The 16,539-nt window shown below is 53.9% G+C and carries 15 protein-coding genes; 7 read left to right on the top strand and 8 right to left on the bottom strand.

Features of this window, described 5'->3' with window-relative positions:
• Window positions 1-64: 64 nt before the first annotated feature.
• Window positions 65-1,888, bottom strand: a complete 1,824-nt coding sequence (typA, locus tag ACQUTD_RS19190) for a ribosome-dependent GTPase TypA (RefSeq protein ID WP_072571408.1) — start codon at window positions 1,886-1,888, stop codon at window positions 65-67.
• A gap of 380 nt (window positions 1,889-2,268) precedes the next feature.
• On the opposite strand from typA, the gene glnA reads away from it, so the two are divergent.
• From glnA to ACQUTD_RS19210, 4 genes are all read left to right on the top strand, one after another.
• A complete protein-coding gene (glnA, locus tag ACQUTD_RS19195; RefSeq protein ID WP_072571409.1) occupies window positions 2,269-3,678 on the top strand; it encodes a glutamate--ammonia ligase in 1,410 nt (469 codons plus the stop codon).
• A 196-nt stretch (window positions 3,679-3,874) separates the two neighbouring features.
• Complete coding sequence (gene glnL, locus ACQUTD_RS19200) at window positions 3,875-4,924, top strand: nitrogen regulation protein NR(II) (RefSeq protein WP_072571410.1); 1,050 nt, start codon at window positions 3,875-3,877, stop codon at window positions 4,922-4,924.
• 8 nt (window positions 4,925-4,932) lie between these two features.
• Window positions 4,933-6,342: a nitrogen regulation protein NR(I) gene (gene glnG / locus ACQUTD_RS19205; RefSeq protein WP_072571411.1), complete on the top strand. Its 1,410-nt coding sequence runs from the start codon at window positions 4,933-4,935 to the stop codon at window positions 6,340-6,342.
• 111 nt (window positions 6,343-6,453) lie between these two features.
• On the top strand, window positions 6,454-6,576 hold the full coding sequence (locus ACQUTD_RS19210) for a YshB family small membrane protein (RefSeq protein WP_158684879.1): 123 nt from the start codon (window positions 6,454-6,456) through the stop codon (window positions 6,574-6,576).
• 30 nt (window positions 6,577-6,606) lie between these two features.
• On the opposite strand, the gene hemN is transcribed toward ACQUTD_RS19210, so the two are convergent.
• Together hemN and yihI are read right to left on the bottom strand one after the other, a co-directional pair.
• Window positions 6,607-7,980 carry an oxygen-independent coproporphyrinogen III oxidase gene (gene hemN / locus ACQUTD_RS19215; RefSeq protein ID WP_473277230.1) on the bottom strand — a complete coding sequence of 458 codons (1,374 nt, stop codon included), beginning with the start codon at window positions 7,978-7,980 and terminating at the stop codon, window positions 6,607-6,609.
• A 186-nt stretch (window positions 7,981-8,166) separates the two neighbouring features.
• Window positions 8,167-8,688 carry a Der GTPase-activating protein YihI gene (yihI, locus tag ACQUTD_RS19220; RefSeq protein WP_072571413.1) on the bottom strand — a complete coding sequence of 174 codons (522 nt, stop codon included), beginning with the start codon at window positions 8,686-8,688 and terminating at the stop codon, window positions 8,167-8,169.
• A gap of 576 nt (window positions 8,689-9,264) precedes the next feature.
• Here yihI and yihA point away from each other — a divergent pair.
• The gene (gene yihA, locus ACQUTD_RS19225; protein WP_072571421.1) at window positions 9,265-9,891 is read left to right on the top strand and encodes a ribosome biogenesis GTP-binding protein YihA/YsxC; all 627 of its coding nucleotides are present in this window, start codon (window positions 9,265-9,267) and stop codon (window positions 9,889-9,891) included.
• Window positions 9,892-9,983: 92 nt separating this feature from the next.
• Here yihA and spfP read toward each other — a convergent pair whose 3' ends face one another.
• The 5 genes from spfP to ACQUTD_RS19250 all read right to left on the bottom strand — a co-directional run bounded on the left by spfP (window position 9,984) and on the right by ACQUTD_RS19250 (window position 15,359).
• A complete protein-coding gene (spfP, locus tag ACQUTD_RS19230; RefSeq protein WP_071892919.1) occupies window positions 9,984-10,031 on the bottom strand; it encodes a small protein SpfP in 48 nt (15 codons plus the stop codon).
• Window positions 10,032-10,197: 166 nt separating this feature from the next.
• Window positions 10,198-12,984, bottom strand: a complete 2,787-nt coding sequence (gene polA / locus ACQUTD_RS19235; protein WP_473277231.1) for a DNA polymerase I — start codon at window positions 12,982-12,984, stop codon at window positions 10,198-10,200.
• A gap of 392 nt (window positions 12,985-13,376) precedes the next feature.
• Window positions 13,377-14,000 carry a thiol:disulfide interchange protein DsbA gene (gene dsbA, locus ACQUTD_RS19240; protein WP_072571416.1) on the bottom strand — a complete coding sequence of 208 codons (624 nt, stop codon included), beginning with the start codon at window positions 13,998-14,000 and terminating at the stop codon, window positions 13,377-13,379.
• 26 nt (window positions 14,001-14,026) lie between these two features.
• The gene (locus tag ACQUTD_RS19245) at window positions 14,027-15,013 is read right to left on the bottom strand and encodes a serine/threonine protein kinase (protein WP_318364320.1); all 987 of its coding nucleotides are present in this window, start codon (window positions 15,011-15,013) and stop codon (window positions 14,027-14,029) included.
• A 76-nt stretch (window positions 15,014-15,089) separates the two neighbouring features.
• Entirely contained in the window at window positions 15,090-15,359 is a 270-nt protein-coding gene (locus ACQUTD_RS19250; protein ID WP_023479302.1) for a YihD family protein, read from the bottom strand.
• Between the two features lie 69 nt (window positions 15,360-15,428).
• Between ACQUTD_RS19250 and mobA the strand changes: the two genes are divergently transcribed.
• Both mobA and mobB read left to right on the top strand, forming a co-directional pair.
• On the top strand, window positions 15,429-16,013 hold the full coding sequence (gene mobA / locus ACQUTD_RS19255; RefSeq protein WP_473277232.1) for a molybdenum cofactor guanylyltransferase MobA: 585 nt from the start codon (window positions 15,429-15,431) through the stop codon (window positions 16,011-16,013).
• Window positions 16,010-16,513, top strand: a complete 504-nt coding sequence (gene mobB / locus ACQUTD_RS19260; RefSeq protein ID WP_318373090.1) for a molybdopterin-guanine dinucleotide biosynthesis protein MobB — start codon at window positions 16,010-16,012, stop codon at window positions 16,511-16,513. The genes mobA and mobB overlap by 4 nt, the downstream gene beginning before the upstream one ends.
• Window positions 16,514-16,539 lie beyond the last annotated feature (26 nt).

Raw genomic sequence — 16,539 nt, forward strand, 5'->3', positions numbered from 1 at the left:
GGCTGAGCCCATAAAAAAAGCCCCGTCTTTGCAGACAGGGCTTCGTTTTCAGTACGAAATCGGCTTACGCGTCTTTCGGACCACGCATCGCGCGTTTACGGTCGTTCTCGGTCAGGTGACGTTTACGGATACGGATAGAGGTTGGGGTAACTTCTACCAGTTCGTCGTCATCGATGAACTCCAGCGCCTGCTCCAGCGACATTTTGATCGGCGGAACCAGAACCGTGGCTTCATCAGTACCGGAAGCACGCATGTTGGTCAGCTTCTTACCGGTCAGACAGTTTACTGTCAGATCGTTAGAACGGCTGTGGATACCGATGATCTGGCCTTCGTACACTTCTGCACCGTGACCCAGGAACAGCTTACCGCGATCCTGCAGGCTGAACAGCGCAAACGCGACTGCTTTACCCTGGCCGTTGGAGATCAGCACGCCGTTGTTACGCTGGCCGATTTCGCCCGGCTTAACATCGTCGTAGTGGCTGAAGGTGGAGTACAGCAGACCGGTACCGGAGGTCATGGTCATGAACTCGGTACGGAAGCCGATCAGGCCACGTGCCGGGATCAGGTAATCCAGACGAATACGGCCTTTGCCGTCAGGGATCATGTCTTTGACATCGCCCTTACGCTCGCCCATTGCCTGCATTACCGCGCCCTGGTGCTGTTCTTCGATGTCCAGCGTCACGTTTTCGAACGGCTCCTGCATACGGCCATCGATCATACGGTTGATAACTTTCGGACGGGAAACCGCCAGCTCAAAGCCTTCACGACGCATGTTTTCGATAAGTACGGACAGGTGCAGTTCACCACGACCGGATACACGGAACGCGTCCGCATCTTCGGTTTCTTCAACGCGCAGCGCCACGTTGTGCACCAGCTCTTTGTTCAGGCGGTCAAGGATCTGACGGGAGGTAACGAATTTACCTTCTTTGCCACAGAACGGAGAGGTGTTGACGTTAAAGAACATGGTAACGGTCGGTTCATCAACAGACAGAGCCGGCAGCGCTTCGACATTCTGCGGATCGCAGATGGTGTCGGAGATGTTCAGTTCGCCCAGACCAGTGATCGCGATGATGTCGCCCGCTTCAGCTTCAGTGGATTCGATACGTTCCAGACCGAGGTGGCCCAGCACTTTACCCACTTTACCGTTACGCGTTTTACCTTCGCTGTCGATGATGGTCACTTGCTGGTTCGGTTTCACCTTGCCGCGTTTGATGCGGCCGATGCCGATAACACCAACATAGTTGTTGTAATCCAGCTGGGAGATCTGCATCTGCAGCGGACCATCAAGGTCAACGTTCGGCGCAGGTACATGGTCAACAATCGCCTGGTACAGCGGGGTCATGTCTTCCGCCATATCAGTGTGATCGTTACCGGCGATGCCCATCAGTGCAGATGCATAGATGATAGGGAAATCGAGCTGCTCGTCAGTCGCGTCGAGGTTAACGAACAGGTCGAATACCTGATCGACAACCCAGTCCGGACGCGCGCCAGGACGGTCAACTTTGTTAATAACAACAATCGGCTTCAGGCCGTGTGCAAACGCTTTTTTGGTAACAAAGCGAGTCTGCGGCATTGGGCCATCCATTGCGTCAACAACCAGCAGCACGGAGTCTACCATGGACATAACACGTTCAACTTCACCACCGAAGTCGGCGTGACCCGGGGTATCAACGATGTTGATACGGTAGTCATTCCATTTAATAGCGGTGTTTTTAGCGAGGATGGTAATCCCACGCTCTTTCTCCAAATCGTTGGAGTCCATCACGCGTTCGGTCGTTTCAGCACGCTCGCTGAAAGTACCGGATTGCTGCAGGAGCTTGTCAACCAGGGTAGTTTTACCGTGGTCAACGTGAGCAATGATGGCGATGTTACGCAAATTTTCGATCACAACTTTGCCTCAGGCATTAGAAATAGCGCGTTATTGTACACGTATTAATCGCAGTACAGAACAGGATCACAAAGAACCTTTACAAACAATACGGAAAGTAAGGCTTTGTGATCGCTTTCACGGCGCAGTAAAGGGGTGCCTTAACGAAAATTGCACCAATATAGTGCTTGTGGTTCACAATCAAGCACTATACTGGTGCAATGTTTCCATTCTGGTGCAGCCCTTTTGCACTATGACGTGCATGATAACGCCTTTTGGGGGTGTTTTTAAAGTTGGCACAGATTTCGCTTTATATCCTGCAGAGCAACAATGCCGATTATGAGCAGTGTTTTCTGACCTCGTTACCACGACGACAATGACAAAATCCGGGAGAGTTAAGTATGTCCGCTGAACACGTTTTGACGATGCTGAATGAACATGAAGTGAAGTTTGTCGATTTGCGCTTCACCGATACCAAAGGTAAAGAACAGCACGTCACTATCCCGTCCCATCAGGTTAATGCCGAATTCTTCGAAGAAGGCAAAATGTTTGATGGCTCCTCGATTGGTGGCTGGAAAGGTATCAACGAATCCGACATGGTGTTGATGCCTGACGCGACTACCGCTGTCATTGACCCGTTCTACGAAGAAACCACGCTGATCATCCGCTGCGATATCCTGGAACCAGGCACCCTGCAGGGCTATGACCGTGACCCGCGTTCTATCGCCAAGCGCGCTGAAGAGTATCTGCGCTCCACCGGCATCGCCGACACCGTACTGTTCGGGCCAGAACCAGAATTCTTCCTGTTCGACGACATCCGTTTCGGCAGCTCCATCTCCGGCTCTCACGTTGCTATCGATGATATCGAAGGCGCATGGAACACCGGCACCAAATACGAAGGCGGTAACAAAGGTCACCGTCCGGCCGTGAAAGGCGGTTACTTCCCGGTTCCACCGGTCGATTCTTCACAGGATCTGCGTTCCACCATGTGTCTGGTGATGGAAGAGATGGGTCTGGTGGTTGAAGCTCATCACCACGAAGTGGCAACTGCGGGTCAGAACGAAGTGGCAACCCGCTTCAACACCATGACCAAAAAAGCCGACGAAATTCAGATCTACAAATATGTTGTGCACAACGTGGCGCACCGCTTCGGTAAAACCGCGACCTTTATGCCGAAACCGATGTTCGGTGATAACGGTTCCGGTATGCACTGCCATATGTCCCTGTCCAAGAACGGCACCAACCTGTTCTCTGGCGACAAATATGCCGGTCTGTCTGAGCAGGCGCTGTTCTACATCGGCGGCGTAATCAAACACGCTAAAGCGATCAACGCCCTGGCGAACCCGACCACCAACTCTTACAAGCGTCTGGTCCCGGGTTACGAAGCGCCGGTTATGCTGGCTTACTCTGCCCGTAACCGTTCTGCCTCTATCCGTATTCCGGTAGTTGCTTCTCCGAAAGCGCGTCGTATTGAAGTGCGCTTCCCGGATCCGGCGGCTAACCCGTACCTGTGCTTCGCTGCACTGCTGATGGCTGGCCTTGACGGTATCAAGAACAAGATCCACCCGGGCGAAGCGATGGACAAAAACCTGTATGACCTGCCGCCGGAAGAAGCTGCAGAGATCCCACAGGTTGCAGGCTCTCTGGAAGAAGCACTGAATGCGCTGGACGCAGACCGTGAGTTCCTGACCGCTGGCGGCGTATTCACTGACGACGCGATCGATGCTTACATCGCTCTGCGTACCGAAGAAAACGACCGTGTGCGCATGACGCCGCACCCGGTTGAGTTTGAACTGTATTACAGCGTTTAATTATTAAGACTCGGTGAATTTCTTGTCGCAGCTGTGTTGGCTGCGACAAGACAGACGCCTGAGGTTTTTTGTTGCCGTGGAACTTTAGCCCATCTCAGGATGGGCTTTTTTCTCCACGCCCGGCACATATTTGCGAACAATTCACCGACTTACACTTATAATGCACTGTATTGGTGCACACTAAGGAGACTGCTGAATGGCAACAGGCGTGGTGCCCGATGCTGGGCAGATCCTCAATTCTCTGATCAACAGTATTTTGCTGGTTGATGATGACCTGGCAATTCACTATGCGAACCCGGCGGCGCAACAGTTGCTGGCCCAAAGTTCACGCAAGCTGTTTGGCACACCGTTACCCGAACTACTGAGTTATTTTTCGCTGAATATTGGCCTGATGCAGGAAAGTTTGCAGGCCGGACAAGGCTTTACCGATAACGAAGTGACGCTGGTGATCGATGGCCGCTCACATATTCTTTCCCTGACCGCGCAACGTCTGCCGGAGGGCCTGATCCTGCTGGAGATGGCACCCATGGATAATCAGCGCCGCCTGAGTCAGGAGCAGTTACAGCACGCTCAGCAGATCGCCGCCCGCGACCTGGTGCGTGGCCTGGCCCATGAAATTAAAAATCCGCTCGGCGGTTTGCGCGGCGCGGCGCAGTTGCTCAGCAAAGCGCTGCCCGACCCGGCGCTGATGGAATACACCAAAGTCATTATTGAACAGGCTGACCGGCTGCGAAATCTGGTGGATCGTCTGTTAGGCCCGCAGCAACCGGGAATGCACGTCACGGAAAGTATTCATAAGGTGGCGGAGCGCGTGGTGAAGCTGGTATCGATGGAGCTGCCGGAAAACGTCACCCTGGTGCGCGATTACGATCCCAGCCTGCCCGAATTACCGCACGATCCCGACCAGATCGAACAGGTTTTACTGAATATTGTGCGCAATGCTCTGCAGGCGCTTGGCCCGGAGGGCGGCGAGATTGTGCTGCGTACCCGCACGGCCTTCCAGCTGACGCTGCACGGCGTGCGCTATCGCCTCGCCGCACGCATTGATATTGAAGATAACGGGCCGGGTATCCCGTCGCATTTGCAGGACACGCTGTTTTATCCGATGGTCAGCGGTCGCGAAGGCGGTACCGGGCTTGGGCTGTCCATTGCCCGCAATTTAATCGATCAGCACTCCGGCAAAATTGAATTCACCAGTTGGCCAGGACATACCGAATTCTCGGTGTTCCTGCCTATTCGGAAGTAGAGGTATTTATGCAGCGAGGGATAGTCTGGATCGTTGATGACGATAGCTCCATCCGCTGGGTGCTGGAACGCGCGCTCACCGGGGCTGGCTTGAGTTGTACGACCTTTGAAAGTGGCAACGAGGTGCTTGACGCGCTGACCACCAAAACCCCGGATGTTCTGTTGTCGGATATTCGTATGCCAGGGATGGATGGCCTCGCCCTGCTTAAACAGATCAAACAACGACATCCAATGCTTCCGGTCATCATAATGACGGCACACTCCGATCTGGATGCGGCGGTCAGCGCCTATCAGCAAGGGGCCTTTGATTATCTGCCGAAACCCTTTGATATTGATGAGGCCGTTGCGCTGGTTGAACGTGCGATCAGCCATTATCAGGAGCAGCAGCAGCCGCGCAACGTGCAGGTATTTGGCCCGACGACGGATATTATTGGCGAAGCCCCGGCGATGCAGGATGTGTTCCGCATTATTGGCCGTCTGTCGCGCTCATCCATCAGCGTGCTGATTAACGGCGAGTCCGGGACAGGTAAAGAGCTGGTGGCGCATGCCCTGCATCGCCACAGCCCGCGCGTGAAAGCGCCGTTTATCGCGCTCAATATGGCGGCCATCCCCAAGGATTTGATTGAATCTGAACTCTTCGGTCATGAAAAAGGGGCCTTTACCGGGGCGAATACGATCCGTCAGGGACGCTTTGAACAGGCCGATGGCGGCACATTATTCCTTGATGAGATCGGCGATATGCCGCTGGATGTGCAGACCCGCTTACTGCGCGTGCTGGCGGACGGACAGTTTTACCGCGTCGGCGGCTTTGCGCCGGTAAAAGTGGACGTGCGTATTATTGCCGCCACGCACCAGAATCTGGAGCTGCGCGTGCAGGAGGGGAAATTCCGTGAGGATTTATTCCATCGCCTGAACGTGATCCGCGTGCATCTGCCGCCGCTGCGCGAGCGCCGGGAAGATATTCCGCGTCTGGCGCGCCACTTCTTACAGGTCGCCGCCCGCGAGTTAGGTGTGGAAGCCAAGCAACTGCACCCGGAAACGGAAGCGGCGCTGACGCGCGTGGCCTGGCCGGGTAACGTGCGGCAATTAGAAAACACCTGCCGCTGGCTGACGGTGATGGCGGCCGGTCAGGAAGTGCTGATTCAGGATCTGCCGGGCGAGCTGTTCGAAACCACTATCCCGGACAGCCCGTCGCAAACACTGCCCGATAACTGGGCGACCCTGCTGGCGCAATGGGCCGATCGCGCGCTGCGTTCCGGTCATCAAAACCTGCTTTCGGAAGCGCAGCCGGAGATGGAGCGTACGCTGCTCACCACGGCGTTGCGTCATACACAGGGGCATAAACAGGAAGCCGCCCGCCTGCTCGGCTGGGGCCGTAATACCCTGACGCGCAAGCTAAAAGAGCTGGGAATGGAATGATTTTCGGGATGAATGTAAAGATGGATTCATAGCCGCAAATTGCTGCTATTTTGAGCTTTACTGTTCCGATGAGTTGAGTATGATCAGGCGCGTTCACGCGGGAGAGAGATCATGCTGGAGTCATTAATTCATTTTGTATCGAGCGGCGCAGACGTCGCCACTGCAGCCAGCCAGACGCCCCATACGGCAATCGCGGCTGTCCTGTGCGCGGCGCTGGTCGGGCTGTTCAGTTAAATCGTATCCCCTCCTGGCGAGGGGATACGCTTATATGACGCGCGAGAACTGCTGCATCCGCGCTTTCTGGCGCAGATAAGCATCGAAGCACATGCAGATGTTGCGGATCAACAGACGGCCTTTTGGCGTCACCTGAATACCCTTCTCATCCACCTCCACCAGCCCGTCTTTCGCCAGCGGCGCAAGCAGTTTTAAATCCTCAGCAAAATAGTCCTGGAAATTCACATCCCATGCGCGTTCGACCGCGGCGTATTCCAGGCGGAAATTGCAGATCAGCGCCTTGATGACATCGCGGCGGATACAGTCGTCGCGGGTGAGCGCGATGCCGCGCCACAGGGCGTTGCCGGTCTCATCCACCTGTTGATAATAGCGTTTCAGCTCTTTCTGGTTCTGCGCGTAGCTGTCGCCAATCATGCTGATGGCCGAGACGCCAAAGCCAAGCAGATCGGTATCGCCCTGGGTGGTGTAACCCTGGAAGTTGCGGTGCAGCACGCCTTCACGCTGGGCCACGGCCAGCTCGTCATCCGGGCGGGCAAAGTGATCCATACCAATAAATTGATAGCCTGAATCCATCAGCGAGGAAATCGTCTCCTGCAGAATATCCAGTTTCTGCTGCGCGGTCGGCAGATCGGCATCTTTGATTTTACGCTGGGCGGCAAAGAGAGACGGTAGATGCGCGTAGTTGAACACGCTCAGGCGATCCGGGCTGAGCTCCGCCACGCGTTTGAGCGTGAAGGCAAAGCTTTCCGGCGTCTGCTTCGGCAGGCCATAAATCAGATCGATATTGGTCGAGGTAAAGCCGATGTCGCGCGCGCGTTTGATCAGCGCAAAGATAAATTCTTCATCCTGCTCACGGTTCACCAGGCGCTGCACTTCTTTGTTGAAGTCCTGCACGCCCATGCTCAGGCGGTTAAAGCCTTCGTGGCGCAGGTGGTCGAGCACATCAAGTTCGATTTCCCGTGGATCAACTTCAATCGAGATTTCCGCATCCGCATTAAAACTGAACTGCGAACGCAAAATCTGCATCAGGCGGCTGATCTGGGCTTTATTAAGATAGGTTGGCGTCCCGCCGCCCCAGTGCAGCTGGCTGACCTGACGGCCGGCGAACAGCGGCGCGCGGTGCAGGATCTCCTGCTCCAGCGCATCAAGATATTGATCGGCTTTATGCTGCTGGCGGGTGACGATTTTATTGCAGCCACAGAAGTAGCAGAGCTTGTGGCAGAACGGAATATGCACATACAGCGACAGCGGGCGCTCCGGGTAACGGGCAACAGCCTGCAGAAACTGCGGTTCGCCGTAAGATTCGGCAAACTCCAGCGCGGTCGGGTATGACGTATAACGCGGCCCGGAATAGTTATATTTCTGGATCAGGGCCAGATCCCAGTCGATTAACTGCGAAGACATGCTTACTCCTTCCGGTAATGCCGTCGGCGAGTCCGGCGGCCTGGACTGATCCCCTGGCGGGTCATCAGCCGGTTGCGCAGCCTTTTTTGCTGCTGCGACAACCGTCGTAGTTTAACGAATAACCACGCCAGATAACATATAACCGGAAGGGTTATTAGCAGGACGGGTAAGCCCATGCAGTAACCGTTAGTTGCCACCCTTAAGCAGGCGCATCATATCTTCTTTTTTGTCTTCCTCTTCTTCGTCGTCTTCATCGTCGTAAGAAAGACCCAGCTGCTGCATCAGTTCATCAATTCTGTCCAGCTTAGCATCCACCCATGCCTGATCTTCACTGCTCAGGGTTTCGCCATCTTCAAGACGTTCCAGCAGCGCATCCAGGCGCTCATCCGTTTCCAGCATATCCAGTTCAGCCTGCGGTGAAAGCATAGGTTTCTCGCTCTTAGGTTTTTGCTGACGCGCTACCGGGGCGGCGGTTTTGCTGACGCCTAACGGTACCGGGGTTTTACTGCCAATACGGGGATCTTTCTGCTTGTTCTGACCGCGGGAGCCGGAGGCGCTGTCGCCGCCTGACGCACGGCTGCCCGCCGCATTGCCGCTGTGTTTCTTCTGGCGCTTGCGATCGCGAGATTCCTGGTTGATTTCATCGCGGGTTTTACGACGCGTTTTTGCGGGGCCATTGCCACGCGGAGCCGACGAAGGTTTATTCATAATGTTTGGTCTTGAGCCGTTTTTATTCAGTATAGAATTGCGGCGGAATCTAGCAGAAAGCAAGCAAAGAAAAAAGGCGACAGAGTAAACTGTCGCCTTTTTTCTTGTCCCACCACCCGAAACGGGCTGAACCATCCGTGTTTGCTTGCAACCTGCCCTGTCTGTCCTTTAGCGGTAAACCGTCCCTGATTAAATCCCTGTCCCTGTAAAAACGTCTCCAGACGTTTATCATCCCTTAAAATCCCGGTCTTCGCCTCCTGGCGCTCCAGACCCCTTATCCTTAAGTCTGTATCCTGTAGCGTCCTCGCCTTTGCACACTACTTTACCTTTTTGACGAAAACTCACAAGTATGTAACACGCGTTACGCCATGCTTTAGGAAAATTCCATACTGGCAGGTCTTTAATTAACAATAGGTTAGACAAATGTCACCCTGCAACTATTCTTAAATGTCCCATAAAAGCCGTGGCTAATGTCTTACAAAACGAATGGCTATTTTGAGCCGATGGCGAGAAAACCAGCCTTTTCCCGGCGTTCAGGTATAATCCCCCAAAGCTTTATTTATGGAGACGACCGCTTTGACTAAATTGAATTATCATCAGACGCATTTTGTGATCAGTGCGCCTGATATTCGCCACTTGCCTGCCGATACCGGAATTGAAGTGGCCTTTGCGGGCCGTTCCAACGCAGGCAAATCAAGCGCGCTGAATACCCTGACTAACCAGAAGAGCCTGGCGCGTACGTCCAAAACCCCGGGGCGCACCCAGCTTATCAACCTCTTTGAAGTTGCCGATGGCAAGCGCCTGGTCGACTTACCGGGTTATGGCTACGCCGAAGTGCCGGAAGAGATGAAAATCAAATGGCAGCGCGCGCTGGGCGAATACCTGGAAAAACGCCAGTGTTTGCAGGGCGTGGTCATCCTGATGGATATTCGCCATCCGTTGAAGGATCTTGATCAGCAAATGATCCTGTGGGCCGTGGAAAGTGATATTCAGGTGCTGGTATTGCTGACCAAAGCCGACAAACTGGCGAGCGGCGCGCGTAAAGCGCAGGTCAAGATGGTGCGTGACGCCGTGCTGGCGTTTAACGGCGATGTGCAGGTAGAAGCCTTCTCTTCCCTGAAAAAGATTGGCGTTGATAAGCTGAGTGAAAAGCTGGATACCTGGTTTAACGGCGTACCGACGGCAGAAGAAAACGCAGAATAAGAACGGGCGCGGCAGGCTGCTGCGCTGTGTTTTTTACCGCTTTGCACAATAAAAAACGCCCCAGTCATTACTGACTGGGGCGGCTAAAATATTCAGCCAAATCCGATTACGTGAAGTAAAAGGTCTGAAAGATAGAACATCTTACCTCTGTACCCTACGTCGTTAACTCTACTCTTTTTTGAGACGGACACAAAGTGCTTTTTGTAATTTTTTTTCATTCTTTACATAGCGAATTCTAATGATTGTCACAAAACGTGCGGCGTTATGTTGCTTACTTACATAAACACCGCGTTATTCATTGAACCCTTAGTGCGCCTGATCCCAGTTTTCACCACTCCCGACTTCCACCAGCAACGGCACGTCCAGCCTGGTGCTGTTTTCCATCAGTTCATGGATCTTTTTAGATACCGCTTCGACGTCATCTTTATGCACTTCGAACACCAGTTCATCGTGAACCTGCATAATCATCCGCACACGCGGTTTTTCCGTTTCTAACCACTGGTCAACGGCAATCATTGCGCGCTTAATGATGTCAGCTGCGGTGCCCTGCATAGGGGCATTGATCGCTGCGCGTTCCGCCCCGGCACGACGTGCGCCGTTGCTGGATTTGATGTCCGGCAAATAGAGGCGACGGCCGTCAAGCGTTTCCACGTAGCCCTGCTCTTTAGCCTGCGCGCGGGTACGTTCCATATATTCCTGCACGCCCGGGTAGCGCTCAAAATAGAGGTCCATATACTTTTGCGACTCGCGGCGCGGGATATTGAGCTGGCGCGACAAGCCAAAGGCGCTCATCCCGTAGATCAACCCGAAGTTAATGGCTTTGGCGCTGCGGCGCTGTTCATTGGATACGCTTTCCAGCGGCATGCCGAACACTTCTGCCGCCGTGGCGCGGTGAATATCTTTTCCTTCCGCAAAGGCGGACAGCAGGCCTTTATCGCGCGACAGATGCGCCATGATGCGCAGTTCGATTTGCGAGTAGTCCGCAGAGACAATCACGTAATCTTCCGGGGCGATAAACGCCTGACGGATACGTCGCCCTTCCTCATTGCGCACCGGGATGTTCTGCAGGTTGGGATCGGTGGATGACAGCCTGCCTGTCGCGGTCACCGCCTGATGATAAGAAGTGTGTACGCGGCCGGTTTTGGGATTGATCATCAGCGGCAGCTTGTCGGTGTAGGTCGATTTCAGCTTCGACAACCCGCGATGCTCAAGAATGATTTTCGGCAGTGGATAGTCCAGCGCCAGCTCTTCCAGCACCTCTTCGGAGGTGGACGGCGCGCCGCCCGGCGTTTTCTTCAGCGGTTTAATGCCCTGTTTTTCGAACAGGATGGTCTGCAACTGCTTGGTTGATGCCAGGTTAAACGGCTCGCCTGCGATGTCGTGGGCGATTTTTTCCAGTTCCGCCAGGCGCAGCGTGATTTCGCCGGAGTGCTTGTGCAGCACCGCCGGATCGATTTTAACGCCGTTGCGCTCAATGCGTGACAGCACCGGCACCAGCGGCATCTCGATATTGTTGAAAATGTTCAGCGGGCCGGCGTGCTGTTGCAGCTTTGGCCACATTTTCAGATGCAGTTGCAGTGTGACGTCGGCGTCTTCTGCCGCGTAACGACCCGCCTGCTCCAGATCGATCTGATTGAAGGTCAGCTGGTTTTTACCTTTACCGGCAATCTGCTCAAAGGTGATGGTGGTATGTTTGAGCCAGCGATCGGCAAGGGTGTCCATATCGTGTCGCCCGACCACGCTGTCCAGAATGTATGACTCCAGCATGGTGTCAAACGCGATGCCGCGCAGCTCAATACCGTAATTTTGCAGGATGCCGCGGTCGAACTTCAGGTTTTGCCCGACCTTCAGCACTTTTTCATCTTCCAGCAGCGGCGTAAGCAATTCCAGCGCGCGTTCACGGGAGATCTGTTCCGGCGCATCCAGATAGTCATGGGCAACGGGAATATAGATCGCCACGCCAGGCTCCACCGCAAAAGAGAGGCCCACCAGATTGGCGCTGACGTTATCCAGGCTGTCGGTTTCGGTATCAAAAGCCAGCACCGGAGCTTTTTGCAGGCGCGGGATCCAGGTCTTTAATGTCTCTTCGTCCAGAATGGTCAGGTAATTATCAGAGGAGAGCACGGTCGCGGGCTCGTCATCTTCCTCCACGACAATTGTGGCTTCAAAGGGACGGGCCGCAGATTTAGCGGCTTTTGTCTGCAACCATTTCCCGGCTTCAAGATCGGCCGTCCAGCGTTTGAATTCATACTTCCGGAACATCGCCATCAGCTCGTCAACGGCCGGTGCCTTTACCTCAAGCTTGTCGCAGGTCAGCTCCAGCTCAACATCCGTTTTGATGGTGGCCAGCTGATAAGAGAGGTAGGCCACTTCTTTGTTTTGTTCCAGTTTCGCCGCCATGGTTTTCGCCCCACGGAACGACAGACCGGCAATTTTCTCCGGCGCGGCATAGAGCGCATCCAGCCCGCCCAGCCCCTGTAGCAGCGCCTGTGCGGTTTTCTCGCCCACGCCAGGTACGCCTGGGATGTTATCCGAGGAATCGCCCATCAGGGCGAGGAAGTCGATAATCAGTTCCGGCGGTACGCCGTATTTACTGATCACCTCTTCCGGACCGAGAATGGTGTTCGACATGGTGTTGATCAGGGTGATGCCTGGCGTGACCAGCTGCGCCATATCTTTGTCACCGGTACTGATCAGCACCGGGCGGCCCATTTTTTCGGCTTCCCGCGCCAGAGTGCCGATCACGTCATCGGCTTCAACGCCAGACACCGCCATTAACGGCAGGCCCATGGCTTTTACCATCGCATGCAGCGGTTCGATCTGCGCGCGCAGATCGTCCGGCATCGGCGGTCGGTGAGATTTGTAGTGTTCAAACAACTCGTCGCGGAAGGTCTTGCCTTTGGCATCAAACACCACAGCAGCATGCGTCGGCTGGTACTGAAGGATCAGGCTTCTGAGCATATTCAGCACACCGTACATCGCACCGGTAGGTTCACCGGCGCTGTTGGTCAGCGGCGGGAACGCATGGTAAGCGCGATAAAGGTAAGACGAGCCGTCAACAAGGATAAGTGGGTTTTCTGGGATCTGAACCATGATGTCCGTGCCTGTTTATTAAATTATGGTTAAAGGATGCCACAGACCGGCGCAAACTTCAGTTTTTCGCCGAATTTGCAGTAAAAGATTTCTCGATCTCCGGGATCGATCGCATCTTCATTCTGTGGATAACTTTGTGAGTTATTTCGATAGCACTGGATAATTGTGCTTTACTGGCGATCGGGATTTTAAAAATATCCTTTATATTCAGTTAAATAAAAGCATGAGAACGATCGTTATTGCGGATCGATGACAATTTACTCCATGTGGATATAAGCGTTTGGTCTGAATGCGCGATCGGTAAGCGGGCGTCAAAATCGGATGGGGTGGGCGTGAAGCGCAGGGCCAGCAGGAAAAGCACAACGCCGATCGATGACCGGCGTTGTTGAAACTTATTTCAGCGAAACGAGGTGCTTGACGGTATCAGCATATTGCTGGACAAAAACGTCCATATTGCTGGTATCCATACCCTGCGGGTTAAGCTGATATTTGCCGTTAACAAACATGGCCGGTACGCCCTGCAGTTGCAGATCGGCTGCGGCTTTCTCCTGCTGTGCAACCAGCGATTTCACGACGAAGCTGTTTAACGCCGCATCGTAATCTTCACCCTTAACACCGGCATCGACAAACACTTTACGAATGTCAGCAACGTTCTGCACCGTCTGGGTTTTCTGTACCGCTTCGAACATAGGGGCCGTGATCTTATCTTCCACACCCAGCGCCATCGCCACTGCCCATGCTTGTGTCAAATCCTTGCCCAGCGGGCCGAGGAATTCCACATGGTATTTGGTCATTTTGGTGCCTTCCGGCAGCGTTTTCTTCACCGCGTCGGAGATGTGCCAGACGCGTTCAAAATCGTAGCAGTGCGGGCAGTAGAATGAGAAAAACTCAAGAACCTGAGGCTCTCCGGCTACAGGTTTATCAAGCGTGATGTACTGTTTGCCGTCGGTGAACTGCGCAGCGGAAGCGCTGAATGCCAGAATCATACCTGCCAGCGCCAGCCAAATCTTCTTCATGTTAATGCTCTCCTGGATGTTTGACGTTAATACATAGGTGTTAATTGCAAAGGCGGCTCGCGAAGAACCTTAACCTGCTCAATGAAAGTCAGGGTTTGCTGATGCCAGTAATCTTCCCCGGTCAGCCACGGAAAGTTTCTGGGAAACGCCGGATCGCCCCAGCGTCTGATAAGCCACGCCAGGTAATAGACCTGCCGCATGGCGCGTAACGGTTCGATGAGAGCCAGTTCGTCCGTATTAAACTCACTGAACTCCTCATAGGCTTCAATGATCATTTCCAGTTGCATGCGCTGCTCGGCTTTATCGCCGTTAAGCAGCATCCAGAGATCCTGAATGGCCGGGCCGTTGCGCGCATCATCTAAATCGACAAACAGCGGGCCGTCCCGCCACAGGATATTGCCTGCGTGACAATCGCCATGCAGACGCAGCCGGGTAAAGCGGTTATGCCATTGCCCTGTGACTTCGTTGATCAGAGTATCAGTGGCGCGCAGAAAAGCGTCTTTAAGCCCGGACGGGATCAGCGCGGCGTTTTCAAAAACGGCGCGGGGCTCAAGCAGGTATTCATTAATGCCGATATCCGGACGGAAGGCGAAACAGGTTTTGCGCCCGGTCTGGTGCAGACGCCCCAGATAGCGGCCAACCCACTCCATTTGATCAAGGCTGTCGGATTCAAACTGACGGCCACCGAGACTGGGAAAAACGGCGTAGTAAAAACCCTGATGGGTGAGCAGCGTCTGGTCGTTAAACGAAAGGGGGGCGGCAACAGGAACCTCATCGCTCAACAACTCTTCTGCAAACTGATGCTCTTCGCGGATCTGATCCGCTGACCAGCGTTGAGGACGATAGAATTTGACCACATAGCGCCGACGGTCTTCATCCTGGAACTGATAGACGCGGTTTTCATAACTGTTAAGCGGGGTGAGACCAGAATCAACCCGGATCCCCTGCGCAAACAGCGCATCCATGATGGTATCCGGGTGTAGCGTCTGGAAAGTAAAAGCGTTGTCGGTCATCCCAAGTTCCGGAAATTACTGCGAATGACTCAGAATATCATTTTGTGGCGATTTCGGTGGCACCGCTTACAAGCTTTTACTCTTTAATTACACCACGTGCGCGCAGCAGGGCGGTTTTAAAATCCTCTTCGTAATCTTTCTGAATACCCGGGATCGCCGCATCTTTCGCGGAGTCACGCATTTTCAGGTGATAGATCAGAATATCGTCAGAAAGGTCAGCCAGTTCGCCTTCATAACCTGACTCCTGCGCCAGTTTCTGCAAAAATTGCATCAGGTTAAGTTCCGGCTCTTTTTGCCAGGCAGGCTGGAGGAGTTCGATGACTTCGTTCAGGCGTTTACATTTCATGCTCAGTGCTCCTTATTTTGATAGAGACACGTTAGCAGGGTCAAACCCACAATAAAAGAGGCGATATTCGTGTATCAGTCTGGAGCCATCACCGGCGTTGTGCTGGCTGGCGGTAAAGCCACGCGCATGGGTGGAAAAGATAAGGGCTTACTGGAGCTTAATGGTCAGCCATTGTGGCGGCACGTCGCTGAAAAGCTGGCCGCGCAGGTGGATGCGGTGGTTATCAGCGCCAACAGAAATCTGGCCGTATATCAGGCGAGCGGCTATCCGGTTATTCAGGACTCTCTGACCGGTTTTCCTGGCCCGCTGGCGGGCATGCTGGCGGTTATGCAGCAGGTGAACAGCGAGTGGTTCCTGTTTTGCCCGTGTGATACGCCTGCAATTCCCGTGGATCTGGCGGCGCGGCTGCGGGCCGGTCTTAATGGCGCGCCTGCCGCATGGGTGTCCGATGGCGAGCGCGATCATCCGGCTATTACTTTGATGCACCGTCAGCTCGCACCTTTCCTGACAGAATATCTGGCATCCGGTGAACGTCGCGTCATGGTGGCTCTGCGCCAGGCAGGGGGAAAGGCGGTGGATTGCAGCGACATTAAATCCGCTTTTATTAACGTTAATACGCCAGAGGATCTGGCTGGCAGACAGGAGCATCAATGATACCTTTGCTGGCGATTGCCGCCTGGAGCGGTACGGGTAAAACAACGCTGCTTAAAGCGCTAATCCCTGAACTCTGTGCCAGAGGGATACGTCCCGGGATCATCAAGCATACGCATCACAATATGGATGTCGATAAACCCGGTAAGGACAGCTATGAACTACGGAAGGCGGGCGCAGCGCAAACGCTGGTCGCCAGCCAGCAACGCTGGGCGCTGATGACTGAAACGCCGGAGGAGCCTGCGCTGGATCTGGCGTATCTTGCCAGCCGTATGGACAGCAGTAAGCTTGATATTATTCTGGTGGAAGGTTTTAAGCATGAACCAACGGCAAAGATTGTGCTTTTTCGCAGCGCTGCCGGTCATGATGTGAGTGAACTGGTACTGGATGAACACACGATAGCCATTGCCAGCGATATTGCCTTAAAGGTGAACGTGCCGACGCTGGATCTGAATGATGTTAACGCAATAGCAGATTTTATAATGCGCTGGATGAAGAGCTGAGAAAGTTCTTCTTTTCATTTTCGGCG

The sequence above is a fragment of the Enterobacter sp. K510 genome (assembly GCF_055804875.1).